Annotated in this window: 23 protein-coding genes; 18 read left to right on the forward strand and 5 right to left on the reverse strand. The window is 48.5% G+C overall.

Features of this window, described 5'->3' with window-relative positions; genetic code table 11:
• The first annotated feature begins 136 nt into the window (after nucleotides 1–136).
• From Q7C_RS10220 to Q7C_RS10230, 3 genes are read left to right on the forward strand one after another with little or no spacing between them, the layout of a single operon-like run.
• Nucleotides 137–454, forward strand: a complete 318-nt coding sequence (locus Q7C_RS10220) for a hypothetical protein (RefSeq protein WP_014704684.1) — start codon at nucleotides 137–139, stop codon at nucleotides 452–454.
• 24 nt (nucleotides 455–478) lie between these two features.
• A complete protein-coding gene (locus Q7C_RS10225; protein WP_014704685.1) occupies nucleotides 479–997 on the forward strand; it encodes an SRPBCC family protein in 519 nt (172 codons plus the stop codon).
• Nucleotides 981–1934 (forward strand): YncE family protein, encoded by a 954-nt coding sequence (locus tag Q7C_RS10230; protein ID WP_014704686.1) that lies wholly within the window; start codon nucleotides 981–983, stop codon nucleotides 1932–1934. Before Q7C_RS10225 ends, Q7C_RS10230 begins: the two co-directional genes overlap by 17 nt.
• An 18-nt stretch (nucleotides 1935–1952) precedes the next feature.
• Here Q7C_RS10230 and trmL read toward each other — a convergent pair whose 3' ends face one another.
• On the reverse strand, nucleotides 1953–2426 hold the full coding sequence (gene trmL, locus Q7C_RS10235) for a tRNA (uridine(34)/cytosine(34)/5-carboxymethylaminomethyluridine(34)-2'-O)-methyltransferase TrmL (RefSeq protein ID WP_014704687.1): 474 nt from the start codon (nucleotides 2424–2426) through the stop codon (nucleotides 1953–1955).
• Between the two features lies 1 nt (nucleotide 2427).
• Nucleotides 2428–3993, reverse strand: a complete 1566-nt coding sequence (locus Q7C_RS10240) for a LysM peptidoglycan-binding domain-containing protein (protein ID WP_014704688.1) — start codon at nucleotides 3991–3993, stop codon at nucleotides 2428–2430.
• A 244-nt stretch (nucleotides 3994–4237) separates the two neighbouring features.
• On the opposite strand from Q7C_RS10240, the gene Q7C_RS10245 reads away from it, so the two are divergent.
• From Q7C_RS10245 to Q7C_RS10255, 3 genes are read left to right on the forward strand one after another with little or no spacing between them, the layout of a single operon-like run.
• On the forward strand, nucleotides 4238–5062 hold the full coding sequence (locus Q7C_RS10245) for a DUF2797 domain-containing protein (protein ID WP_014704689.1): 825 nt from the start codon (nucleotides 4238–4240) through the stop codon (nucleotides 5060–5062).
• Complete coding sequence (locus Q7C_RS10250; protein ID WP_014704690.1) at nucleotides 5059–6087, forward strand: quinone-dependent dihydroorotate dehydrogenase; 1029 nt, start codon at nucleotides 5059–5061, stop codon at nucleotides 6085–6087. The genes Q7C_RS10245 and Q7C_RS10250 overlap by 4 nt, the downstream gene beginning before the upstream one ends.
• Before the next feature lies 1 nt (nucleotide 6088).
• A complete protein-coding gene (locus Q7C_RS10255) occupies nucleotides 6089–6931 on the forward strand; it encodes a mechanosensitive ion channel family protein (RefSeq protein WP_014704691.1) in 843 nt (280 codons plus the stop codon).
• A gap of 8 nt (nucleotides 6932–6939) precedes the next feature.
• Here Q7C_RS10255 and gloB read toward each other — a convergent pair whose 3' ends face one another.
• Nucleotides 6940–7713: a hydroxyacylglutathione hydrolase gene (gene gloB / locus Q7C_RS10260; RefSeq protein ID WP_238532312.1), complete on the reverse strand. Its 774-nt coding sequence runs from the start codon at nucleotides 7711–7713 to the stop codon at nucleotides 6940–6942.
• A 16-nt stretch (nucleotides 7714–7729) separates the two neighbouring features.
• On the opposite strand from gloB, the gene Q7C_RS10265 reads away from it, so the two are divergent.
• From Q7C_RS10265 to dapB, 7 genes are all read left to right on the forward strand, one after another.
• Nucleotides 7730–8437: a class I SAM-dependent methyltransferase gene (locus Q7C_RS10265; protein WP_014704693.1), complete on the forward strand. Its 708-nt coding sequence runs from the start codon at nucleotides 7730–7732 to the stop codon at nucleotides 8435–8437.
• Nucleotides 8424–8858, forward strand: coding sequence for a ribonuclease HI (rnhA, locus tag Q7C_RS10270; RefSeq protein WP_041366699.1), 435 nt, complete (start codon nucleotides 8424–8426; stop codon nucleotides 8856–8858). Before Q7C_RS10265 ends, rnhA begins: the two co-directional genes overlap by 14 nt.
• A gap of 2 nt (nucleotides 8859–8860) precedes the next feature.
• Nucleotides 8861–9595 (forward strand): DNA polymerase III subunit epsilon, encoded by a 735-nt coding sequence (gene dnaQ / locus Q7C_RS10275; protein WP_014704695.1) that lies wholly within the window; start codon nucleotides 8861–8863, stop codon nucleotides 9593–9595.
• 103 nt (nucleotides 9596–9698) lie between these two features.
• Entirely contained in the window at nucleotides 9699–10256 is a 558-nt protein-coding gene (gene grpE / locus Q7C_RS10280) for a nucleotide exchange factor GrpE (protein ID WP_083839462.1), read from the forward strand.
• Nucleotides 10257–10362: 106 nt separating this feature from the next.
• Nucleotides 10363–12282 (forward strand): molecular chaperone DnaK, encoded by a 1920-nt coding sequence (dnaK, locus tag Q7C_RS10285; RefSeq protein WP_014704699.1) that lies wholly within the window; start codon nucleotides 10363–10365, stop codon nucleotides 12280–12282.
• Between the two features lie 79 nt (nucleotides 12283–12361).
• Entirely contained in the window at nucleotides 12362–13477 is a 1116-nt protein-coding gene (dnaJ, locus tag Q7C_RS10290) for a molecular chaperone DnaJ (RefSeq protein ID WP_014704700.1), read from the forward strand.
• An 85-nt stretch (nucleotides 13478–13562) separates the two neighbouring features.
• The gene (dapB, locus tag Q7C_RS10295; protein ID WP_014704701.1) at nucleotides 13563–14372 is read left to right on the forward strand and encodes a 4-hydroxy-tetrahydrodipicolinate reductase; all 810 of its coding nucleotides are present in this window, start codon (nucleotides 13563–13565) and stop codon (nucleotides 14370–14372) included.
• 5 nt (nucleotides 14373–14377) lie between these two features.
• Here dapB and Q7C_RS10300 read toward each other — a convergent pair whose 3' ends face one another.
• Both Q7C_RS10300 and mrcB read right to left on the reverse strand, forming a co-directional pair.
• The gene (locus Q7C_RS10300) at nucleotides 14378–14938 is read right to left on the reverse strand and encodes a tetratricopeptide repeat protein (protein ID WP_014704702.1); all 561 of its coding nucleotides are present in this window, start codon (nucleotides 14936–14938) and stop codon (nucleotides 14378–14380) included.
• Nucleotides 14938–17274 (reverse strand): penicillin-binding protein 1B, encoded by a 2337-nt coding sequence (gene mrcB / locus Q7C_RS10305; protein ID WP_014704703.1) that lies wholly within the window; start codon nucleotides 17272–17274, stop codon nucleotides 14938–14940. The genes Q7C_RS10300 and mrcB overlap by 1 nt, the downstream gene beginning before the upstream one ends.
• Before the next feature lie 272 nt (nucleotides 17275–17546).
• On the opposite strand from mrcB, the gene Q7C_RS10310 reads away from it, so the two are divergent.
• From Q7C_RS10310 to pyk, 5 genes are all read left to right on the forward strand, one after another.
• Nucleotides 17547–18104 (forward strand): thioredoxin family protein, encoded by a 558-nt coding sequence (locus Q7C_RS10310; protein ID WP_041366700.1) that lies wholly within the window; start codon nucleotides 17547–17549, stop codon nucleotides 18102–18104.
• Between the two features lie 26 nt (nucleotides 18105–18130).
• Nucleotides 18131–20119, forward strand: coding sequence for a transketolase (gene tkt, locus Q7C_RS10315; protein ID WP_014704706.1), 1989 nt, complete (start codon nucleotides 18131–18133; stop codon nucleotides 20117–20119).
• Nucleotides 20120–20269: 150 nt separating this feature from the next.
• A complete protein-coding gene (gene gap / locus Q7C_RS10320; protein WP_014704707.1) occupies nucleotides 20270–21268 on the forward strand; it encodes a type I glyceraldehyde-3-phosphate dehydrogenase in 999 nt (332 codons plus the stop codon).
• A 135-nt stretch (nucleotides 21269–21403) separates the two neighbouring features.
• Nucleotides 21404–22588, forward strand: coding sequence for a phosphoglycerate kinase (locus Q7C_RS10325; protein WP_041367126.1), 1185 nt, complete (start codon nucleotides 21404–21406; stop codon nucleotides 22586–22588).
• Between the two features lie 17 nt (nucleotides 22589–22605).
• Nucleotides 22606–24048 carry a pyruvate kinase gene (pyk, locus tag Q7C_RS10330; RefSeq protein ID WP_014704709.1) on the forward strand — a complete coding sequence of 481 codons (1443 nt, stop codon included), beginning with the start codon at nucleotides 22606–22608 and terminating at the stop codon, nucleotides 24046–24048.
• Nucleotides 24049–24062: the final 14 nt, after the last annotated feature.

Genomic DNA, 24062 nt, shown 5'->3' on the forward strand with positions numbered 1-24062 from the left:
AATGAAAAAACAGGAATTTTTCACATTTAATCTTGTGGTTAAATCCTTGGTCTTGCGTCGGATAATGCTCTATCACCCGGCGTGTCAAATCGCTTTAATGAATCCCTTTTACTTTATCTAACCGCGAGGTTTGCCTATGTTTTCTAAGATAGCCGCATTGTTTTTTGCATCAATTTTGTCATTTTCAGTAATGGCCGAAGAAGATCTTATTTTGCCTGTTGATGAGTTTGTTTTTATCAAAGCAATCTCAGGTCAAAATAAATCCTACGTTGAAGAACAACTGGGGAAACCTTTTTCAAAAGAGAAAAGAGAAAATCAAGGCGGGGAGGTTGAGTTTTGGGTTTATAAGAATATTGTAAAAATTGCGGGAACAGAAAAAGTTTATAAATTTACTCAGGTTGGGATAGTGAATGACGCCGTGGAAACGGTTGGCAACTCTAATCTTCAACCATAATAATCAAAGATGGAAACGTATCGCATGAATAAAATTAAATTAATGGTCTTGTTTTTTGCTTTGTGGATGACTGGTCAGGCTTACGCTCATGGTCCTACGCCGCAAAAAGTTGATGAATCAATCACGATTGCAGCATCTGCAGACGAAGTATGGGAAGTAATTGGTGAGTTTGGTCAAATTGGTGAGTGGCATCCACATGTCGAAGCTGTTGAAAATACGGATGAAACTACCCGGGTTATTACCTTGGCCAGCGGTGAAAAATTTACGGAAAGTCTCGATGACCGTAATGCTGATGAATATCTGATCAGTTATCGTTTGCTTGAAGAAAACTTCGATGCTATCCCGGTAAGCTTTTTTACAATTTCAATTCAAGCTGAATCTTCAGCAAAAAATGAAACAACGGTTAGCTGGAGTGGGCGTTTTTACCGTGCAGATACCGGTAATTTTCCACCAGAAAACCTGAACGATGCGGCTGCAGTTAAAGCCATGACTGAATACGCCCAAGCAGGTTTACAAGGAATCAAAGATGCCGTTGAAAAGTAACTTACTAAAGTTGCTGGCGGTAACTGGTCTGGCGGCGCTGCCGCTGGCCAGTTGGTCTGGATCTGTCTACGTTGTTAGTCAGGCGGCGTCAGCACTAACCGTTTTGGATAGCGAATCACTGGCTCAGACGAAACAGGTCGACTTACCTGAAGGGCCATTTGGACTGGTTCACGACCCAAAAACAGACTACTTATATGTTTCTCATCCCGAAGCAGGCGAAATTAGCGTAATTGACCGAGTCAGCCTCGAAACGGTAGCAACCGTCGTGACTGGCGGACAACCATTTGAAATGGTGTTGGATAGCGAGAAACCACAGCTGTTTGCCAGTGATTGGACTCGAGGTGCGGTATTGGTCGTGAATACCGATACGGCCAAAATCACTGATATTTTAGCAGTAGGCGATAGTCCAACAGGAATTGCAATTGATATCGATGGGCGCCAACTCTTTGTAGCGAATAAAGGTGATAACACTTTAACCGTATTGGATGCGGATAGACCTCGCGTCAATGCGATTGTCGAGACGGGAAAACGTCCCTATGCCGTCGCTTTTAATGCCGCAATGTCACAAATTTACGTGACATCTATCGAAGATAATACCGTGAGTGTGATTGATGCAAAAAGCTATAAGGTGCTCAATACCGTTGATACGGGACGCGCACCTTATGATGTAACGGTCAATGCGGATGGCTCTGTCTTTTATGTTGTGGATCAAAACGACAATGCCGTTCGGCAGTTTGACGCAAAGACGTTAGAAGTTGTTAATGAAACAGCCGTTGGTAAAATGCCAGAAACGTTACAGCTTGGTCCATCAGGCGAGAAAGCATATGTGACCAATTGGTTTGACAACAGTCTCTCTGTGGCCGATGTTGAAAAAGGTGCTCAGATTCGCTCTGTAGACGTTCCTGAAGGGCCTCGCAATATGCTCTTAATCAAGTAAGACGCGAGTTAAACGTTGCTAATCAAATTTCATGGCGCCGGCAAAATCTAGCTGGCGCCATGCTTCATATAAAATAACAGCGGTTGCATTCGACAAGTTCAGGCTTCGACTATCTGCCCGCATCGGAATACGAATTTTCTGTTTGTCAGCAAGTGAGTCCAGTACCTGACTGGGCAGTCCACGTGATTCCGGACCAAATAATAAAATATCCTCATCTGTAAACTTGGCTTGATGGTGGTGCTGTCTGGCTTTCGTCGTGCAGGCAAAGATGCGACGCTTTGCACACCACGCTAAAAATATCGAATAGTCGGCATGTACTGTGACATTAGCCAGATCATGGTAATCCAACCCGGCACGTCGTACCTGTTTGCTATCCAGCGTAAATCCTAACGGTTCAATCAAATGTAGCTGTGCGCCTGCGTTGGCACACAAGCGGATGATATTGCCAGTATTCGGTGGGATTTCTGGCTCATACAGCGCGACATGTAGCACGTTAGCTATCGATATAGAGGGTTAATTTCTGGCCGGGTTGAAGCAGGCTGAATTCGCTGAGATTATTCCAGACCTTGACATCCGCCACCGATACATTGAACTGGCGAGAAATCTTCCAAAGGGAATCGCCATTACGAATGGTGTAATTGACGGTTTGTTTATGACTTTTTTGCATTGGTTGCCAGACGATGATGGCTTGACCAACATGCAGCATATCTTGAGCAGACTTGTTATTCCAACTGACAAGATCGCCAACATCCACATTATATTTACGTGCGATATGCCACCAGCTATCGCCCGGTTTTACCGTGTATTGGCTACGTTTTTGCTTGCTAGGTTGCGAAACAGTGGGTGCTGATTGCCCAGCGGCAGGGATAATGAGCTCTGCACCAGTTTTGATGAGGTTGCTGGAGAGTTGGTTTGCGGTTTTGATAGCATTGACAGTCGTTTGATGTTCACTGGCAATTTTCCCCAAAGAGTCGCCTCGACGAACGGTATGTCGTCGCCAACTTAACCGTTTATTTTCTGGCAAGCGCGCTAATGCGGATTTGAAAGCGGATGCTTTGCTGATCGGCAGGACAAGCTGATGTGGTCCGTCAGGTGCGGTTGCCCATCGGCTATAGCCTGGGTTGAGTTGATATAGCTGATCTTTATCCATGCCAGCAAGATCAGCAGCAACGGCCATATCCAGTTGACTGCCTGTTTCGACAACGGATAAAAACGGGACGTTTTGCACTGGACTGAGTGCAATATCGTATTGTGCTGGTCGTTTGATCAGGTGTGCGACAGCCAATAATTTTGGAATGTAGCCGGTTGTTTCTACCGGTAAATCCAAAGACCAGAAATCGGTATCAAGCCCTAATTCCTGATTACGTTTGATAGCGCGACCAACCGTACCTTCCCCTGCATTGTAGGCGGCGATGGCTAACTGCCAGTCACCAAAGTAGCCGTGTAGTTTTTGTAAATAATCCAGCGCCGCATCGGTGGAACGAATGACGTCTCTGCGACCGTCATACCACCAGGTTTGCTCCAGTCCAAACACTTTTCCGGTACCTGGGATAAATTGCCAGATACCAGCTGCGCCACTGGATGAAACAGCAAAAGGTTGATAACCACTCTCGATGATGGGCAGTAAGGCGATTTCCATCGGCATGTCGCGCTTATCCAGTTCATCAACGATATAAAATAGGTATGGTCGAGCGCGTTCGACTACGCGGTTGACATAATCTGGGTGTTTAACAAACCAAGACAATCGGGTTTGTGTTTCGGGATGTAAGCTACGATAGTCATCAATGGCATAGCCGGCACGAATACGCTGCCAGACATCGGTCATAGGCTGGTCGTTTTCCTCAGCAAGCAGCTGCAGATCGAATTCATCTGGTTCAAGCGTCACCATATGATTTCGCTGCCAGTGAGGCGGTCGTTGTTGGACGGCGGCAAGGACTGGCTGGCTATTTACCGTATTTTCAGTGCGCATTTCGGGTTGCTTTTGTGTGGTACTACAACCGGAGATAAGCACTAACAACACAGTAACGCCAAGCCTCAACAGGCTATTAACGTTTAACATGACGCTTCATCTAGTTTGTCTAAGCAATTAATTGCACACATTTTATACGCCATTCGTCGTCAAGGTGCCAGCAGGAATTTTTCCGGCAATCGCTAATCTCGCTTGTGCTCGGCTTTAAATCAGAATTGGTTTGATGAGATAAGCCTTGGTTAACGCATCCAGATTGCGCGGATTTGTTCACTTAAGCAGACCAAGTCACGCTCAGGTAAACTATGTCATTAGCAAGATGACAGGCAGGAAAAAAGTGATCGCAGGGCAACTTGAAAAAATGCAGGCGGATCTGTCTGAACACGGCGAGGTGCATTACACATTACGGTTAGGCGATCAGGGTGTGGCAATGAACGAGTTACTGGGCCAGCAATTACACTTTACCTATGCAGGTCAGATTTTTTGCCAGTGTTGTCAGGTCAAAATCAAGAAAAGTTACAGTGGTGGATTTTGCTTTCCGTGCTCGCAGCGTCTGGCGCAGTGTGATTTGTGTTTTATGAAACCGGAAACCTGCCATTTTTCACAAGGTACCTGTCGTGAACCTGAGTGGGGCTTGTCAGTATGTATGCAGGAGCATATCGTTTACTTGGCGAATAGTTCGGGTCTTAAAGTGGGCATCACCAGGCAGACACAAGTGCCTACACGCTGGTTAGATCAAGGAGCAACCCAAGCGTTACCGATCTTTCGGGTTCAAAGTCGATATCAGTCAGGACTGGTGGAGGTCATGTTCAAACGTCATATCTCAGATCGAACGGATTGGCGGAAAATGCTTAAGGGTGAAGCGCCGCCGCAGGATCTGGCTAAGGAGCGAGACCAGTTATTTGAGTCCTTTCAAGATGATATTACTGCGTTACAGTCTCAATTTGAGTCAGGTGCCATCCGTCATTTATATGCTGAGCCGGCGGTTGATATTAGCTATCCGGTAACCCGATATCCGGACAAGGTTACCTCCCTGAATTTTGATAAAACGCCCGAAATCAGTGGCAAGCTGATGGGCATTAAGGGCCAGTATTTGATATTGGATACCGGCGTACTCAACATCCGAAAATTTACAGGCTATCAGGTATCTTTAGCATCATGAAAATCTATCCATTATTACGTAACCTCATGTTTCGTCTGGATGCGGAAACGGCCCATCATTTTGGTCTAAATGGTCTGAAATGGCTTGAATGGTCAGGCTTGTTGCCCTTGCTGGTGAAACAGCCGGTGTTTGCTCCGGTTGAAGTTATGGGCTTAACGTTTGCCAACCCCCTTGGACTGGCGGCCGGGCTGGACAAAAATGGAGATTATATTGAAGCTCTATCGCAACTTGGTTTTGGTTTTATCGAAGTCGGCACGGTGACGCCTCGTCCGCAACCCGGTAATACACGACCACGATTGTTTCGGTTGACGGACGCTGAGGCGATCATCAATCGTATGGGATTCAATAATAAAGGGGTTGAGTATTTGTCCGAGCAGGTTCAGGTCGCTCGAACAAAAAATACCATTGTCGGCATTAATATTGGCAAAAATTTTGACACCCCGGTTGCTGATGCGATGTCAGATTACTTGTTTAGTTTAAACCGGGTTTATTCCTATGCTGATTATGTGGCGATTAATATATCCTCTCCCAATACGCCGGGGCTACGAAATCTGCAGTTTGGTCAAGCCTTGGATGATTTGCTTTCGGCATTAAAGTCGGCGCAGGCAGCGCTTGCTGTGCAGCATGATCGTTATGTACCCATGGCGGTGAAAGTTGCCCCCGATATCAGTCAAGAAGAATTAACCCAATTGGCAGCGGCTTTTACCCGTTATGAGATTGATGCTGTTATTGCAACCAATACAACCTTAGACCGAGAGCAGGTTGCCACTGTGCCATTGGCCGAAGAAAAGGGCGGACTGAGTGGTCGTCCCTTATTTGCCAAGTCAACGGAAATTGTTCGACAATTCCGTCAAGTGTTGCCTGAGAAAATGCCAATTATCGCCGCTGGCGGAATCAGCAGTGGTGAGGACGCGGCGGCTAAATTAGCGGCTGGTGCGGCGTTGGTTCAGATATATAGTGGCCTGATTTATCAGGGCCCAAATCTGATTCATGACATTGTTACTACTTTAAAACAGAGGACTTAATATGCAAACCGGAAGCCTTATTGGCGATCTGTTTCTAAATATTTTGCTGGCGATAGTTATCGTCCTGGTTGGTCGGGTGGTCGTTCGCTGGCTGATAAAAATTGCCCGCAAACTGATGGTCAGAGCTAATATTGACCCGATTCTGATTAACTTTACCAGCACCATTGCCAATGTCATTTTGTTGTTGTTTGTGTTGATTGCAGCGCTGGACCAGCTGGGTGTTGATACCACTTCGATGATTGCTGTGCTGGGTGCGGCTGGCTTGGCTGTCGGTTTAGCGATGAAAGACTCATTGCAGAACTTCGCCGCTGGGGTGATGTTGATTATCAACCGACCTTTCAAGTTGGATGATTTTGTCGAAGTGGCCGGGGTGATGGGGATTGTCGAAAAAATCAGCATTTTCAGCACTATTATGCGCACGACAGATAATCGTGAAGTGATTGTGCCCAATGGTCAGATATACGCAGATACCATCACCAATTATTCGGCACGTGATACACGAAGGATTGATATGGTTTTTGGCATCAGTTACGACAGTGACTTGTTGAAAGCAAAACAACTGTTAACCGATATTGTGACGGCGCATCCGATGGTATTGGCCGATCCAGCCCCGATTATTCGGGTGGGGGAATTAGCAGACAATAGTGTCAATTTTATTGTCTGGCCATGGGTAAATCGTAGTGATTTTGGGGTTGCTAAAGCGGAGTTGCTGGAGCAGGTGAAACTGGCTTTTGATGCTAATGAAATTACCATTCCATTTCCGCAAATGGAGTTGCATCTTAATCAGCCATTACCAGAAAGCGGCTCAAAGGCGGATCTGGACGCCGAACCACAAAACAGCTGATTACTTCGTTAACTTGACCGGAAGTTGTCTTTCCACTGCCGCAGTGCCGTAAAGACCGCTTCCGGGCTTGTTAACTGGGCACCGGTTTTTTCTGAGACAGCGGCCATTACGGCTGGCTCATCACAACGTAGAAAAGGATTAGTTGCTTTTTCTTCAGCCAAACTACTGGGAACGGTAGGCTGACCGGCTGCGCGTTGCCGACGTGTGTAGATAAGCCGTTGTTGTAATGCAGTATTTTCCGGTTCCACCGTTTGGGCAAAGGCGAGGTTCGCTTCCGTATATTCGTGTGCGCAATACACACGGGTACTGTCAGGCAGCGATTTCAGTGCCATCAATGAGGCAAAAAGCTGAGGCGCTGTCCCACCCAGCAATCGACCACAACCGCCGGCAAATAAGGTATCACCACAAAATAATTTCTGGTCGATAAGATAACTAATATGGCCAGGCGTATGCCCGCCGGTGTCAAGAACATAAATAGGTGGGAAGCCGTCACGCTGAATAAGACAGCCGGCAAAGATAGGATGGGTGACGCCTTTTATTTGTTCGCTATGAGGGCCATAAACCGGGATATCATAGTGGTGGTTAAGGGCTTCAATACCACCCGTGTGATCGGCGTGGTGGTGGGTGATTAAGATAGCATTTGGGGTCAGCTGAGCATCTTGCAGCGCAGTCAAAACCGGCTCTGCTTCGCCTGGATCCACGATCAATGCTTGCCGACACTGCGCCGACTCAATCAGCCAGATATAATTATCAGTAAATGCAGGGACAGTATGAACAGGCAAAACAGGCTCCTGAAACATGGTCACTCGAAATAAAACCGCTGAAGCAAGGATGACAGACTGGTGGCGAAGTGTGAATGGCCGAGCGGTCATTCGCGCTGAGCAAAACTGGTTACAGCGTCATGCTGCCGGGTTTACGGGACATTGGCAAATACAGTTGGGTGGTGGTGAGAGATTATTACCTAAAATCAATCGTCCTTGTCATCAGCAGCAATTGCTTAGCGCCCCGCTGCCCTTGTCTCTGCCGTCTGATAGCGTGGATCAACTGATTCTGGCGCATGTGCTCGAATATGTTGACAGGCCCCACTTGTTGCTCAGAGAAGCCGATCGCGTATTGGCAGAGCAGGGTAGTTTAATTATTTTTGCGTTTAATCCGCTTAGTTGGTGGGGGCTACGGAAACTGATTCAATATCGTGCAGCACCATGGCACGGACATTTTTTTAGTCGTTGGCGCCTGATTGATTGGTTAACCCTGCTGGATTTTGAGATAGTTGAAAAACACGCCATGCTCTATCAATTGCCTTGGCAGTTACCAAAACAAAGCCGACTGGAAAGCTGGGGGAGTCGTTACTGGCCCTATTTCGGTGCCATCACCGTGATAGTTGCCCGAAAGAATTATTATCGATTAACCCCCCTTAAAACGCGTCGGCAAAAGACGCCGATGTTTGTCAGTCCCGCCTTGGCAGGCAAAGTAGTGAGTCGTAAAGGAACGTATGAAACAGGTTGAGATGTATACGGATGGTGCCTGCAGTGGTAACCCCGGGCCAGGTGGCTGGGGGGTGATTTTACGCGCCGGAAAAACTGAAAAAATGCTATCGGGTGCCGAAGCCGACACGACCAATAACCGAATGGAAATGATGGCGGTGATTGCTGGATTACAAGCGTTAAAGCAACCTTGCCACGTTACCATCACCACAGACTCGCAATATGTGATGAAAGGAATGACCGAATGGTTACCAGGCTGGCTTGCCCGGAATTGGCGTACAGCGGCAAAACAACCTGTGAAAAATGCTGATCTGTGGCAACAGCTTGTTACCTTGTCAAAGCCACACCAGATTGACTGGCAATGGGTGCGTGGCCATAGTGGCCATCCGGATAACGAACGCGCCGATCAACTGGCAGTTCAAGCAAGAGAATCGTTGAGTTAACCATGACAACATCGAAACGAAGCAGACAAATTGTGCTGGATACCGAAACAACGGGGTTGAGCACGGCAGATGATCATCGAATTATCGAAATTGGCTGTGTCGAAATTATTCAACGCCGTCTAACTGGCCAAACATTTCATCAATACATTAACCCACATCGTGAAATTGATGCGGGTGCGATGGAGGTGCATGGCATTACGCATGAATTTCTCGCTGACAAACCTGAGTTTAGTGATATTGCAGAGGCTTTTCTGGCATTTATCGATGGTGCAGAGCTGATTATTCATAATGCGCCATTTGATGTTGGCTTTATCAACCATGAGCTGAAAAAGATGACGGCGCCGGTTACGGATATTCGTAACCTGTGTCAGGTGACCGATACCCTTATCATGGCCCGAGATAGGCATCCCGGACAAAAAAATAATCTGGATGCCTTGTGCAAACGCTACGACGTTGACAATACCAATCGCGAATTGCATGGCGCTCTGTTAGATGCCGAAATTTTAGCGGATGTTTATTTGGCCATGACAGGAGGCCAAGTCAGCCTGACGTTGGCGGCTGAGCCACTTTCCAATACACAAAGTAGAGAAGCTGACCAACCTGTCATTTCGACAGACTCGCAGTTGCCATTAAAAGTGATTTCAGCGAGTGCTGCTGAACAACAAGCGCATCAGACCATGCTGGAAAAAATTGATAAAGCCAGTGGTGGTAAATGTGTCTGGTTAAAATCAACCTGAACCGCCTGACTTTTTAGCGGTAATAAAAAAATCTGTTTTGGCTTGAAAAAATTTTTTTAATCCCCAACTCCGGTGACTCAATGTTACAGCGAATGGGGCAATCATGAGCCAGGAAAACAAACCAACAATGGAAGAAAGCGCAGCCAATCAGGCTGAGGCAACTGAACAAGCAGCACAAAATACAGCGCAACCGACGGACGCTGATTTAGCCGCCCAGTTGGTTGCAGCTCAAAAACAAGCTGAAGCGCATTGGGACGAGCTGCTTCGTGCCCGCGCGGATCTGGAAAATATGCGCCGACGTCATAGTCGTGATTTGGAAAACGCCCACAAGCATGCGCTCGACAAGTTCGTTACCGAACTGTTACCAATCTGCGACAGTCTTGAGCTCGGCATCAATGCTGCGCAGGAAAATGATGCCAACACCGATAAAGTGCGTGAAGGCATGGATATGACCTTGAAATTGTTGCTGAGCACCATTGCCAAGTTTGGTTTGGAACCGGTTAATCCTGAGGGTGACGTTTTTGATCCGGAGTCACACCAAGCCGTCGCCATGCAGCCTTCTGAGCAAGCTGCTTCTAATACGGTGATTTCAGTGATGCAAAAAGGTTACCGCTTTAATGGTCGGTTACTCCGTCCGGCGATGGTTGTCGTGGCGCAATAAAACCCAGATAAAGCAGGGGCTTGAAATTCGCATTGCGTTGCCCCATTTAACAAAACAACAGCTGGCACGGCCAGTATGAATTTAAGCATGATGGAGACAATAAGTTATGGCTAAAATTATTGGTATCGACTTAGGGACAACAAATTCCTGCGTCGCAGTAATGGAAGATGGCAAAGCCCGTGTCATTGAAAACAGTGAAGGCGATCGGACGACCCCGTCAATTGTTGCGTTTAACAAAGATGGCGAGGTGATGGTTGGGCAGTCCGCCAAGCGTCAAGCCGTTACCAACCCCAAAAATACACTTTACGGTATTAAACGTCTGATTGGACGTAAATTCAAAGAAGATGTGGTGCAACGTGACATCGATATGGTGCCGTATAAAATCGTTGAGGCGGACAATGGCGATGCCTGGATTTCGGCCAACGACAAAAAGATGGCGCCACCAGAAATTTCTGCTCGCGTTTTGATGAAAATGAAAAAAACCGCAGAAGAGTTTTTGGGTGAAGAAGTCACCCAAGCGGTGGTAACGGTGCCAGCTTACTTTAACGATTCTCAGCGTCAGGCGACAAAAGATGCCGGTAAAATCGCTGGTCTGGAAGTCAAACGGATCATCAACGAACCGACGGCAGCCGCACTGGCTTATGGGATGGACAAAAAACGAGGCGACTCAACCGTTGTGGTCTATGACCTTGGCGGTGGTACGTTTGACGTATCGATTATCGAAATTGCCGATATCGAAGGTGAGCATCAGTTTGAAGTATTAGCAACTAACGGTGATACCTTCCTGGGTGGTGAGGATTTTGATCAACGCATTATTGATTACTTGGTTGCAGAGTTTAAAAAGGATCAAAGCGTTGACCTTGGTAAAGATCCATTGGCCTTGCAACGTCTTAAAGACGCGGCAGAAAAAGCCAAAATCGAACTGTCCTCAAGTCAGCAAACGGATATTAACCTGCCCTATATTACGGCGGATGCCTCCGGTCCAAAACACCTGGAAATTCGTTTGACCCGAGCCAAACTGGAGTCACTGGTTGAAGATCTGATCACACGCAGCATGGAGCCATGCAAAATGGCACTGAAAGATGCAGGATTGAAAGTATCTGACATCAATGATGTGATTTTGGTGGGCGGTCAAACCCGTATGCCGAAAGTACAGGAAGCGGTTAAGGACATGTTTGGCAAAGAGCCACGCCGTGATGTTAACCCTGATGAAGCCGTTGCCGTCGGTGCTGCGATTCAGGCTGCGGTTCTGGCTGGTGATGTGAAAGATGTCCTGTTACTGGACGTGACACCACTCAGTCTTGGTATTGAAACCATGGGCGGTGTGATGACCAAGCTGGTTGAAAAAAATACCACGATTCCGACTAAAGCGAATCAGGTGTTTTCAACAGCCGATGACAATCAACCTGCGGTGACGATTCATGTGCTGCAAGGTGAGCGTGAGATGGCTTCAGCCAATAAGTCACTGGGTCGTTTTGACTTGGCTGATATCCCGCCGGCGCCACGTGGCACACCGCAAATTGAAGTCACTTTTGATATTGATGCAAACGGTATTTTGAATGTATCTGCAAAAGATAAGGCAACGGGTAAAGAGCAATCCATCGTCATCAAGGCGTCTAGTGGTTTAAGTGATGATGAAGTGGAAAAAATGGTTAAAGACGCAGAAGCACATGCGGATGAAGACCGTAAGTTCCACGAGTTGGTAACCGCTCGAAACCAAGCTGATGGCCTGATTCACGCCACGACCAAATCACTGAAAGATTTGGGTGACAAAGTGGCTGCAGATGAAAAAGCCAAGATCGAATCCGCTGTCGAAGCCTTGCAAGAAGCGATTAAAGGTGAAGACAAAGAGGACATCGAAGCCAAAACGACCGCGCTGTCTGAAGCGGCTGCTAAACTGGCTGAACAGGCTTATGCTGAAAATGCCGAAGCAGGTGATGGCGCCGCCGATGCAGATGACAACGCACAAGCCGATGATGTTGTCGATGCAGAGTTTGAAGAAGTTGATGACAGTAAAAAACAGTAAACCACATTGCTGTTAAAAATCAGGCGCAGGCATTGATCCTGCGCCTGTTTTGTTTCTGAAATAACGAAAAAAAGAAACCATGGCCAAACAAGATTATTACGAACTGCTCGGGGTTGCCCGTAACGCGTCAGAAGCAGAAATTAAAAAAGCCTATCGACGGATGGCAATGAAATATCATCCAGATCGCAATCCGGATGATGCGACCGCCGAAGCTCGGTTTAAAGAAGCCAAAGAAGCCTATGAGGTGCTGGCAGATAGTCAAAAACGGGCTGCCTATGATCAATTTGGTCATGCCGGTGTTGATGGCAGTGCTGGTGGCGGATTCCGCAGTGGTGCGGGTGGGTTCAGTGATATTTTTGGGGATGTTTTCAATGATATCTTCGGTGGCGGCGGTCCGGGCGGTGCTCAGAATTTTCGTGGTGCAGATCTGCGCTATCGCCTCGATTTGACGCTAGAAGAAGCGGTTGCCGGGACGACAGCCAATATTCGCATTCCGGTACATGCAAGCTGTAAAACCTGCGATGGATCTGGTGCTAAACCAGGCACGCAGCCGGTCACCTGTTCGACTTGCGGCGGTCACGGTCAGGTGCGTATTCAGCAAGGATTTTTCACCGTGCAACAAGCCTGTCCTCACTGCCGGGGTACCGGCAAAATGATCGAGGAGCCTTGTGAGGATTGCCATGGTGAAGGCGTGGTCCAGGAACATAAAACCCTGTCTGTGAAAGTACCAGCGGGCGTCGATACGGGTGACCGAATTCGCTTGAATGGTGAAGGTGAAGCAGGAAGCCGTGGTGCCCCACCTGGCGATTTGTATGTCGAAGTCTCAGTTAAGCGTCATGATGTTTTCACCCGTGATGGTAACAACTTGTTTTGTGATGTGCCGCTGGGCTTTGTCACAGCAGCACTTGGTGGTGAACTGGAAGTACCGACCCTGGCCGGCAAAGCCGTTTTGAAAATCCCCGAGGGTACGCAAAGCGGTCAACAGTTCCGTTTAAAAAACAAAGGCGTTAAGTCGGTACGTAGCGGTGCGGAAGGCGATTTAATGTGTCGAGTCGTCATTGAAACGCCGGTAAAATTATCGAAAAAACAAAAAGCGCTACTGAATGAGTTCGCTGAGACATTTGAAGGTACAGGTGGGCGGCATAACCCTAAGCATGAGTCATGGTTAGACGCCGTTAAACGGTTTTTTGAATAAACTGACATTGTCAGAAATGTACGGCGTCGCTATGTTGCCGTCAGTATGGATTAACTAACGCCTGTTTTGGGCAAAAGGAAAGATCATGACTATTCAAGTTGCCATTAATGGTGCAGCTGGCCGCATGGGGCGCTGCTTGATTCAGGCAGTGCATGAAACCGAAGGCCTGACATTATCTGCTGCGTTGGATCGCGCTGATTCAAGCCTGATCGGTGTCGATGCGGGCGAGCTGGCAGGCGTTGGCAAACTGGGTATTCAAATAACAGATGATGTTGCAGCGGCAACCCAAAAATCAGACGTTATTATTGACTTTACCTTGCCTGAAGTGACGATGGCTTTATTACCGTACTGCGCACAAAACCAATGTCGGCCGGTGATTGGCACTACCGGTTTTGATGCGGCGCAAAAACAAGCAATAACGTTGGCGGCAAACGACATTGCGATTGTGTTGGCGCCAAATATGAGCGTTGGCGTGAATCTGTCTTTGAAACTACTCGACCTTGCTGCACGCGTACTGGGTGACAGTGTCGACATTGAAATTATCGAAGCCCATCATCGACATAAAGTGGATGCACCATCCGGCACCGCCTTGCGAATGGGAGAGGTGGTTGCCGACGCCTTGGGCCGGGATTTGTCAGACTGTGCAATCTACGGACGAGAAGGCCGTACGGGTGAGCGGGATCGGCAAACTATCGGCTTTTCCACTGTCCGCGCGGGCGATGTGGTCGGTGATCATACCGTTTTATTCGCGGCCGATGGCGAACGCCTGGAAATTACGCATAAAGCGTCCAGTCGAATGACGTTTGCTTACGGTGCCATGCGTGCATCTCATTGGCTGTCGAGCTATTCTCATGGCCTGTTTGATATGCAGGATGTCTTGGCACTGCGCGACTAATAGGTTTAGTATTTTGCCGCTTCCTGTGCTGCGGTAACTGCACCTCGATCATCGCCATTTGCCAGTCTAATATCGGCAATCAGCTGCCATAATCTTTGTCGCAATTGCAAATCTGAACCCGATACTGCCACCCCCTTCTTGGCTAACTGTTCTGCCTGGGCAAAATCCTGCATTTGATAATGGATTGTGGCCAATTTTAAATATACATTCGGATCCCGAGGCGAAATACGTTGTGCACGTTGCAAATCACTTTGCGCGCTTGCCAAATTGCCGGCGGTAGATGCCGCCTGAGCTTTATCAATGAGTGCGACCACAGCCGGTTTAGAACGAAAAGGGACGGCAACAGGTTTGATCGGTTGGGTTTGTTCTTTTGCCTGAGGTTGCTCGGGTATCGCTTGTACTGAGGCTGTCGGTTCGGCGGGTTCCGGCTCGGTGCGGGGTACGGCGGGTGCGGGCGCCTCTGGAATAGTAACGGGAGGCAAGTCACGGCTTGGGGTACTGCATGCTGTCAGCATGACAAAACCGACAAGGCAGCTAAATCGAAAGCCAGTTTGATATTGGGTCATCAGTCAAATAATCCTCTAATCCAGTCGATAGACTGCTCGACCGGGTTTTGTAAATTCTGATCAGATTGGGCGTGGCACGTTGCTAACGTGGTTGGCGTCGTGCCACTTACAAAAGGCAACTCGCGCGCATTTTCACAGGATGGGGCGCTCAGCTTGCCGGTGAACTGGTTGACCCATGCTGTTTCAATGTCCGGCGGTGGCAACATATCCAGTGATAGTAAAGGCTCACTTTCCATATAGCGTCGCCAAACTGGAAGTGCACCACTGGCACCGGTAAAGGGTAACGCAGAATTGTTATCCTGACCTAACCAGACAACGGCCAGCCGGTTGGCACTATAACCGGCAAACCAACTATCACGTTGTTGATCGGAAGTACCCGTTTTACCCGCAACCGTCATATTGGTCGGAAGCTGTTGCCGCGCATATCGTCCAGTGCCATTTTCCATGACATCAACCAAGGCGGTTTGCAGCAGATAATTGTTTGCCGGATCGATAGTCTGATCAAGTTTGAGTGGGTAGCGAGACAATGGCGTACCATCGGCATCAGTGACGGCGCGGATAGCTCGTGGTGGAATACGAAAACCGCCTGCCGCAATTGTTTGATAAAGACTGGCGACTTCAAGGGTGGAAAAACTTTGTGCCCCCAACAGTAGAGAAGGAAAAGCCTGAAGCGGTTTATCCACGCCAAGTCGTCGGATAGTACTAATCACATTGTCCAGTCCCAGGGTCATGCCCAGTCTTGCCGTCGCAATATTGTAGGAATGACTGAGACTGTCTATCAGCAATACATCTTGATGCGATTTGCGATCATAGTTTTGCGGAGCCCATGTATCGCCATTGGGCATATCCAGTTCATAGGGCTGGTCATTTAGAACGCTGGCCAGCGTGTAGTTATTTTCCAGCGCAGTGAGATAAACGGCCGGTTTTAAAAGTGAACCGATTTGACGTTTGGCGTCCAGTGCGCGATTAAAGCCTTTGTTACGGGTCTGGCGATCACCAATCAATGCCAAGACTTCACCGGTTTGGGGATCCGTGACCACCATACTACCCTGCAAGCCAGTCATGGCAGTGCCATGCTGTCCCTGCAACGCCTGTATGGTTGTGGTCATGGCGGTTTCGGCTTTGCGCTGCGCGATTGGATCCAGACTGGTAAACACCTGTAACCCCTCTGACCCCAGATCGGCATCGTTGTATTGCTGGCGTAATTGACGCTTGACCAGATCAAGATAGGCAGGATAGGCCTCTTTCATTAAGCTGCCTTTAGTAACCACACCTAAAGGCGAGTTTGCGGCCAATAAGTAGTCTGCAGCGGAAATTTTATTGGCATCCAGCAGGGCCTTTAATACCAGATCGCGGCGTTGTTTGGCTCGTTCTGGATGCCGTCGCGGATCATAATATGAAGGGCCTTTCACCAAGGCCGCTAACAAGGCTAATTGCTCTAAAGGTAATTCATTCAAGGGGCGCGCAAAATAATAGGCGGCACCCAGTCCGAAACCATGAATAGCGCGACTGCCATCCTGACCCAGATACACTTCGTTGAGATAGGCTTCCAATATCTCATCCTTGCTGTATCGACGTTCAAGCAGGATGGCCATGGGAATTTCCATCAGTTTCCGCAAAAGGGTGCGATCAGCGGTCAGGTAAAAGTTTTTGATTAACTGCTGGGTCAGTGTACTGCCTCCCTGCACAAATGCACCAGCTTTGAGATTGGCAATCAGGGCACGCCCGATGCCTTTTAATGAAATGCCGTGATGCTGATAAAAAGACTGATCTTCAATTTCGATCAAGGCATCAGTCAGTGCTGGTGGGGCATCTTGTAACTGAATTAAATCCCGATCTTCATTATTGAGCGGATAAATCCCGCCAATTAATGCCGGTTCCAGTCGAACCAGTGTAAGCTCCTGGCCATCAAAATCTTGAAGTGAGGTGAGTCGTTGCCCTTGAAATCGGAGTACCATTCGATGGGCAGGTTCACGCCCATCGGGCAAGCCAAATCCGCGGCTGGCAATCACAGCCCGATTGGCAGTGATATTGGCTTGGCCTGGTTTCTCAACCTGACCGGTCAGGCGATAGCCCAATGCCTGTAATTCAATTTTAAGATCAGCAATGGACAGGCTGGCACCGGCATAAAGCTCCAGTGGTCTGGCATACACTTTTGCAGGCAGCGCCCAGCGTTTGCCTTCAAATTCAGCCCGAATATGGCGATCCATTTGCCAGAGCCCAATGATGCCGGCCGTAAAAATAAGAATCAGGATAAGAAAAGTGACTTTATTGAACAGCAGGCGTCGCAATGGATGGTGAGACGACGTTGATTTAGCGGTGCGTTTTGATTTCACAATAGCAAATCCACAACTAGAGATTGCTCATGGTATCGGGAAGCGCAAAATGGTTAAAGTGGTTCATGCTTAAAATAGCCATAATCTCAGCAAATCACTGAATTATCGTGGCATTTTGTCAGGTTTTGCATAAATGTTCAGACATCATAGCCATGGTGATTATTTCGCCAAAAAATAGTTTTCTGGTACTATCCCGCGTTGCGAGAATATTCATAAAGATGGTTTTCTCGAAATTTGTATCGAGCAAACCTTTAATAATAGACACAGTAATTATGGTCAGCACTCAAACGCCAATTTGTGATTTCGGCCAATCTGCCGTCGATTTCGCGTTGCCTGGTACCGATGGAAACGTCTGGACTTTGGACAAATGCCGTGGTCAAAACGGATTGCTGGTCATGTTTATTTGTAATCACTGCCCGTATGTTCAGGCTATTCTTGATCGGCTGGTTCGGGATACGCGGCAATTGGCAGAGATGGGTGTCAATTCTGTTGCAATCTCAGCCAATGATGTCGCGGATTATCCAGAAGATTCATTTGATAATATGCGACAAATTGCAGAGCGGGAGCAGTTTCCTTTTCCGTATTTGTATGATGAATCACAGGACGTTGCCAAAGCATACGGCGCGGTCTGTACACCGGACTTTTTTGGGTACAACCAGGATTTGCAATTGCAATACCGGGGCCGACTGGACGCGAGCCGAAAAGAAGCGGCGCCAGCGGACGCTCGCCGAGACTTGTTTGAGGCCATGAGTGAAGTGGCATTGACAGGTCAAGGACCGGCGACACAAATCCCCAGCATGGGCTGTTCGATAAAATGGCGAGCAGCATAAATTTTTTTAACAGGAGAATGTAGATAATGGCTACACGCAGACATTTAGCAAATGCGATCCGTGCGCTCAGCATGGACGCAGTCCAAAAAGCGAACTCGGGACATCCGGGTGCGCCGATGGGGATGGCGGATATCGCCGAAGTGTTGTGGAACGATCATATGAAGCACAATCCGACCAACCCGAACTGGGCTGATCGCGATCGTTTTATTCTTTCAAATGGTCATGGTTCCATGTTGGTTTATTCATTGTTGCACTTGTCTGGTTATGAGTTGCCAATGGATTCAATCAAAACATTCCGTCAGCTGCATTCACAATGTGCGGGTCACCCTGAATATGGTTATGCACCCGGTGTCGAAACCACTACGGGTCCTCTGGGGCAAGGCATCACCAACGGGGTTGGTTTTGCCATGGCTGAAAAACTGATGGCTGACCAGTTCAACAAACCAGGTCACGACATCGTAAACCACAATACCTATGTGTTCATGGGCGACGGCTGTCTGATGGAAGGTGTTTCTCATGAAGCCTGTGCGCTGGCCGGTACTTGGGGCCTGGGTAACCTGATCGCATTCTGGGATGACAACAACATCTCTATCGACGGTCACATCGATGGCTGGTATACCGATGATACCGTTAAGCGTTTCGAAGCTTACGGCTGGCACGTTCAATCCGTAGACGGTCACGACGCTGACGCTATCAACAAGGCGATCGAAGAAGCCAAGTCGGTTAAAGACAAGCCTTCACTGATCTGCTGTAAAACCATCATCGGTTTCGGTTCACCAAACAAATCTGCCAGCCACGACTGCCACGGTGCAGCGCTGGGTGAAGAAGAAGTTGCACTGACTCGTAAAGAACTGGGTTGGGACGCTGAACCATTTGTTATCCCTGAAGATGTTTATGCGGGTTGGGATGCCAAAGAAAAAGGTGCCGCAGTAGAAGCTGAGTGGAACAAAAAATTCGAAGCCTATGCCGCCGAATACCCAGCAGAAGCAGCAGAATTCAAACGCCGTATGGCTGGTGAACTGCCAGCAAACTGGAAAGAAGCCACTGATGCCATGATTGCAAAAATCAACGAAGATGCGCCAAGCGTTGCGTCTCGTAAAGCATCACAAATGGTTATCACCGAGCTGGCGCCTGTACTGCCTGAATTCCTGGGTGGCAGCGCTGACCTGACTGGTTCTAACCTGACTAGCTGTGGTTCATTCAAGCACGTATCTGGTAAAGAGCCTGGTAACTACATCTCATACGGTGTTCGTGAATTCGGTATGTTTGCCATCATGAACGGTATGGCGCTGCACGGTGGTCTGCTGCCATTCGGTGGTACTTTCCACATGTTCTCTGACTATGCCAAGTCTGCTCTGCGTATGGCGGCATTGATGAAACAACGTACTGTTGCGGTTCTGACCCATGACTCTATCGGTCAAGGTGAAGACGGTCCTACTCACCAACCTATCGAAAACACAGCAGGTCTGCGTTACATCCCGAACATGGATGTATGGCGTCCTTCTGATGCGACTGAGGTTGCTGTTGCCTGGACTGCTGCTGTTGAGCGTATGGATGGTCCTTCAAGCCTGGTTCTGAGCCGTCAAGGTATCCCTGGCCGTAAACACGACCTGGCTGACGTTGAAGGTATCCGTAAAGGTGCTTACGTTCTGTCTGAAGCAGAAGGTGGTGCGGCTGACGTTATCATTATCGCAACCGGTTCAGAAGTGGATCTGGCTGTGAAAGCACAGGAAGAGCTGAAAGCAGACGGTGTGAAAGCACGCGTTGTTTCTATGCCTTCAACTAACGTGTTTGATCGTCAAGACCAAGCCTACAAAGACAGCGTTCTGACACCAGGCGTTAAGCGTGTTTCTGTTGAAGCCGGTGTCACCGACTTCTGGGCGAAATACGTTGGTCTGGAAGGCGGCAGTGTGGGTATCAACACCTTCGGTGAATCTGCACCGGGTGGTGTTCTGATGAAACACTTCGGCTTCACCGTCGAAAACGTTGTTAACACTGTTAAATCAGTACTGTAACAACGGCAGATTGCTAATCTGTTGAAATAAAAGAAGAACCAGTGGGCTCCGGCCCGCTGGTTTTTTTTCGTCTGACACTTTAAAGTTTAACTAGTGAAATCTTGGCCCCAAGTTTTTAGTTGTTAGACTTTCGAGATAAGAGGAACAAGCATGACGATTAAAGTAGGTATTAATGGATTCGGTCGTATCGGACGAATGGCGTTTCGCGCTGCGGTAAAAGACTTTACCGATATTGAAGTGGTGGCGATCAATGACCTGCTGGATCCCGAATACCTGGCCTACATGCTCAAATACGACTCGGTTCATGGGCGCTTTGATGGTGACGTTGACGTTAAGGACGGTAATCTGGTGGTCAATGGTAAAACCATCCGTATTACTGCAGAGCGCAACCCGGCGGACCTGAAATGGGATGAAGTCGGTGCAGAACTGGTCATTGAATGTACCGGTTTCTTCCTCACCGAAGAGAGCTGCCAGGCGCATATTCAGGCTGGCGCCAAGAAAGTAGTGCAGTCAGCGCCTTCTAAAGATCACACACCGATGTTTGTTTATGGTGTGAACCATAAAGATTACGACGGTCAAGCGATTGTCTCTGCTGCTTCCTGCACCACCAACGCACTGGCGCCGGTTGCCAAGGTCCTGCATGACAAATTTGGCATTAAACGTGGCCTGATGACCACGGTTCACGCCGCGACAGCGACTCAGAAAACTGTTGACGGCCCGTCAATGAAAGACTGGCGCGGTGGCCGAGGCATTCTGGAAAATATCATTCCATCCTCTACCGGTGCAGCCAAAGCCGTCGGTAAAGTATTACCCGAGTTGAATGGCAAATTGACCGGTATGGCTTTCCGCGTTCCGACTTCTGATGTCTCCGTGGTCGATCTGACGGCGGAACTGAACAGCGATGCCAGCTATGACGATATCTGCGCGGCAATGAAAGCGGCCTCTGAAGGCGAGCTCAAAGGTGTGCTCGGTTACACTGATGAGAGCGTGGTCTCTACCGACTTCCGTGGACATACCGCACCATCAAACTTCGATGCGGGTGCCGGTATTGCACTGGACAGCACGTTTGTCAAAATCGTTGCCTGGTATGACAACGAGTATGGTTACACCTGCAACATGATGCGCCTTGTGCAGCATGTGGGTCAGTAATTTTTCTTTAATAGACTGACGGCAAACTGAAAGGCCTCCTGGCAGGAGGCCTTTTTTGTGCCTATGAAAATCGCCAGCCGCTTATACTGGACTGGTGATCACAAGCAAAAACAAAAAACTGAGAGAGGAATCGATATGTCTGTAATCAAGATGGCTGATTTAGACCTGAGCGGTAAACGTGTCCTAATCCGACAAGATCTCAATGTACCATTGAAACGCGGCGTCGTTGCCGACGGCACCCGGATTCTGGCGTCGTTGCCGACTATTAAACTGGCGCTGAAAAAAGGTGCTAAGGTCATGCTGATGTCGCATCTTGGTCGACCGACAGAGGGGGAGTACGAACACCTGTATTCCATGGCACCGGTGGCCAATTACCTTACTGCCTTGCTGGAACAGCCGGTGCGGTTAGAGCAGAACTGGCTGGAGCCGGACTTTATCCCGGTTGAAGAGGGTGAAGTAGTGCTGTGTGAGAACGTGCGCTTTAATATCGGTGAAAAGAAAAATGATGATGCTTTGGCGCGTCGTATGGCACAGATGTGTGATGTGTTTGTGATGGATGCCTTCGGTACTGCTCACCGTGCTCAGGCCTCTACGCATGGGATCGCCAAGTATGCCCCTGTTGCCTGTGCCGGGCCCTTACTTGCTGCCGAACTCGATGCCTTGGGCAAGGCGCTGGATAATCCGGCTCGACCGCTGGTGGCGATTGTCGGTGGTTCCAAAGTATCAACCAAGTTGATGGTGCTGGAAACGCTGTCACAAAAAGTGGATCAACTGATTGTCGGTGGTGGTATCGCCAATACCTTTATCGCGGCAGAAGGCTTTAATGTCGGCAACTCTCTCTATGAAGCAGAGTTGATTGATACCTGTAAGCAATTACGTTCAGCCGCGCAAGCCAAAGGTGGCGATATTCCGGTCCCGACTGATGTGGTCTGTGGCAAGCACTTTGCCGAAAATGCTGAAGCGGAAACGAAAAAAGTCGACGCCGTTGAGGACGATGATATGATATTCGACATCGGCCCTAAAAGTGCTTCCCAGCTTGCGGAAATCCTGAAAACAGCAGGCACCATCGTCTGGAACGGCCCAGTCGGTGTATTCGAATTCAATCAGTTCGGTGAAGGCACCAAAGAGATTGCCATGGCTATCGCCGAATCCGATGCCTTTTCGATTGCGGGTGGTGGTGACACGCTGGCAGCGGTAGCCAAGTATAAAATCTGTGAGGATATTTCCTATATTTCCACTGGTGGTGGCGCATTTTTAGAATTTCTTGAGGGCAAAAAACTGCCCGCGGTTGAAATTCTGGAGCAGCGTGCGGCCGGATAATTTTCCGGGAGGACAGCGTGACAGTCAGACGCAGAACCAAAATTGTCGCAACAATTGGTCCGGCCAGTGCAGATGAAGCCAATCTGCAAGCGTTAATTCGAGCTGGTGTTGATGTCTTTAGACTGAACTTTTCCCACGGTGAGGCAAAAGATCATCTGACTGTTGCTGAGCGAATTCGGCAATGTGCCGCGGTTCAAGGTCGGCAAGTCGGTATTTTGGTTGACTTGCAAGGACCAAAAATCCGTATTTCACGATTTCGTCATGGTGGCGTCACGTTAGTTGAAGGTGCGTCCTTTACCCTTGATACCAACCTTGCCAAAGATGCTGGCGATCAGCTTCAGGTGGGAGTTGATTATCAACCTTTGGCGAATGATGTTGGTATCGGTGATACTTTATTACTGGATGACGGACGGATTGTGCTTGAGGTGCAACACGTTGTTGGTAGCCAGGTACAGTGTGTTGTCGCGACCGGTGGGCGGTTAACTGACAATAAAGGCATTAACCGGCTTGGTGGTGGTTTATCGGCAGATGCGCTAACCGAAAAAGATCGGATCGATATTAAAACGGCTGCCACCATGCAAGCAGATTACTTGGCGATCTCCTTCCCTCGCAGTGCAAAAGACATGGACACGGCGCGACATTTGCTTCAACAGGCTGGTGGTCAGGCGAGTTTAATTGCAAAAATTGAACGTGCGGAAGTGCTGGATAAAATTGATGATATTTTAGCTGCTTCAGAAGGCATTATGGTGGCACGCGGTGACTTGGGCGTGGAAATTGGTGATGCTGCTTTGCCACCGATTCAAAAACAATTGATCACCACCGCTCGTCAGCGAAATCGCGTCGTTATTACAGCGACACAAATGATGGAGTCGATGATTCATAATCCGATTCCGACCCGTGCGGAGGTATTTGATGTCGCCAATGCGGTCCTTGATGGCACCGATGCCGTCATGCTTTCAGGAGAAACTGCGGTGGGTCAGTTTCCAGTGAAAGTGATTGAAGCCGTCAACCGAATTTGTCTACAAACTGAGCAACAACGCCAGATTCGGCGGTCCAGACATCGCATTGATACCCGTTTTACTCGCCTGGATGAGGCTATTGCCATGAGTGCCATGTATCTGGCCAATCATCTTGATGTGAAAGCCATCGCCGCCCTGACAGAGTCAGGTTCAACACCATTATGGATGTCTCGAATCAGCTCCGGCATGCCAATCTTTGCTTTGACGCCACAATTAAGTAGTGCACGTCGAATGACCTTGTTCAGAGGCGTTTATCCGCTTGTGTTCGCCTTGGATAAGACGGATCATGCTGCAATTAACAGACAGATGGTGGCGGAATTGCAGCGGCACAATGTCGTGACGGATGGGGATGTGGTTATTTTGACAAAAGGTGATCCTGAACAACCCAGTACCACGAATACCTTGAAATTGGTTATCGTAGGCGAATTGATTGATGCATAGCCGGAATCAAATAA

This window comes from Methylophaga frappieri (assembly GCF_000260965.1).
GTDB classification, from domain to species: Bacteria; Pseudomonadota; Gammaproteobacteria; order Nitrosococcales; family Methylophagaceae; genus Methylophaga; species Methylophaga frappieri.

What these genes read in the sequence shown, in the direction of transcription:
- Q7C_RS10220 (WP_014704684.1), top strand. Translation starts at nt 137, where the DNA reads ATGTTTTCTAAGATAGCCGCATTGTTTTTTGCATCAATTTTGTCATTT.
- Q7C_RS10225 (WP_014704685.1), top strand. Translation starts at nt 479, where the DNA reads ATGAATAAAATTAAATTAATGGTCTTGTTTTTTGCTTTGTGGATGACT.
- Q7C_RS10230 (WP_014704686.1), top strand. Translation starts at nt 981, where the DNA reads ATGCCGTTGAAAAGTAACTTACTAAAGTTGCTGGCGGTAACTGGTCTG.
- Q7C_RS10240 (WP_014704688.1), bottom strand. Translation starts at nt 3,993, where the DNA reads ATGTTAAACGTTAATAGCCTGTTGAGGCTTGGCGTTACTGTGTTGTTA.
- Q7C_RS10250 (WP_014704690.1), top strand. Translation starts at nt 5,059, where the DNA reads ATGAAAATCTATCCATTATTACGTAACCTCATGTTTCGTCTGGATGCG.
- Q7C_RS10255 (WP_014704691.1), top strand. Translation starts at nt 6,089, where the DNA reads ATGCAAACCGGAAGCCTTATTGGCGATCTGTTTCTAAATATTTTGCTG.
- Q7C_RS10265 (WP_014704693.1), top strand. Translation starts at nt 7,730, where the DNA reads ATGGTCACTCGAAATAAAACCGCTGAAGCAAGGATGACAGACTGGTGG.
- rnhA (WP_041366699.1), top strand. Translation starts at nt 8,424, where the DNA reads ATGAAACAGGTTGAGATGTATACGGATGGTGCCTGCAGTGGTAACCCC.
- dnaQ (WP_014704695.1), top strand. Translation starts at nt 8,861, where the DNA reads ATGACAACATCGAAACGAAGCAGACAAATTGTGCTGGATACCGAAACA.
- grpE (WP_083839462.1), top strand. Translation starts at nt 9,699, where the DNA reads ATGAGCCAGGAAAACAAACCAACAATGGAAGAAAGCGCAGCCAATCAG.
- dnaK (WP_014704699.1), top strand. Translation starts at nt 10,363, where the DNA reads ATGGCTAAAATTATTGGTATCGACTTAGGGACAACAAATTCCTGCGTC.
- dnaJ (WP_014704700.1), top strand. Translation starts at nt 12,362, where the DNA reads ATGGCCAAACAAGATTATTACGAACTGCTCGGGGTTGCCCGTAACGCG.
- dapB (WP_014704701.1), top strand. Translation starts at nt 13,563, where the DNA reads ATGACTATTCAAGTTGCCATTAATGGTGCAGCTGGCCGCATGGGGCGC.
- Q7C_RS10300 (WP_014704702.1), bottom strand. Translation starts at nt 14,938, where the DNA reads ATGACCCAATATCAAACTGGCTTTCGATTTAGCTGCCTTGTCGGTTTT.
- Q7C_RS10310 (WP_041366700.1), top strand. Translation starts at nt 17,547, where the DNA reads ATGGTCAGCACTCAAACGCCAATTTGTGATTTCGGCCAATCTGCCGTC.
- tkt (WP_014704706.1), top strand. Translation starts at nt 18,131, where the DNA reads ATGGCTACACGCAGACATTTAGCAAATGCGATCCGTGCGCTCAGCATG.
- gap (WP_014704707.1), top strand. Translation starts at nt 20,270, where the DNA reads ATGACGATTAAAGTAGGTATTAATGGATTCGGTCGTATCGGACGAATG.
- Q7C_RS10325 (WP_041367126.1), top strand. Translation starts at nt 21,404, where the DNA reads ATGTCTGTAATCAAGATGGCTGATTTAGACCTGAGCGGTAAACGTGTC.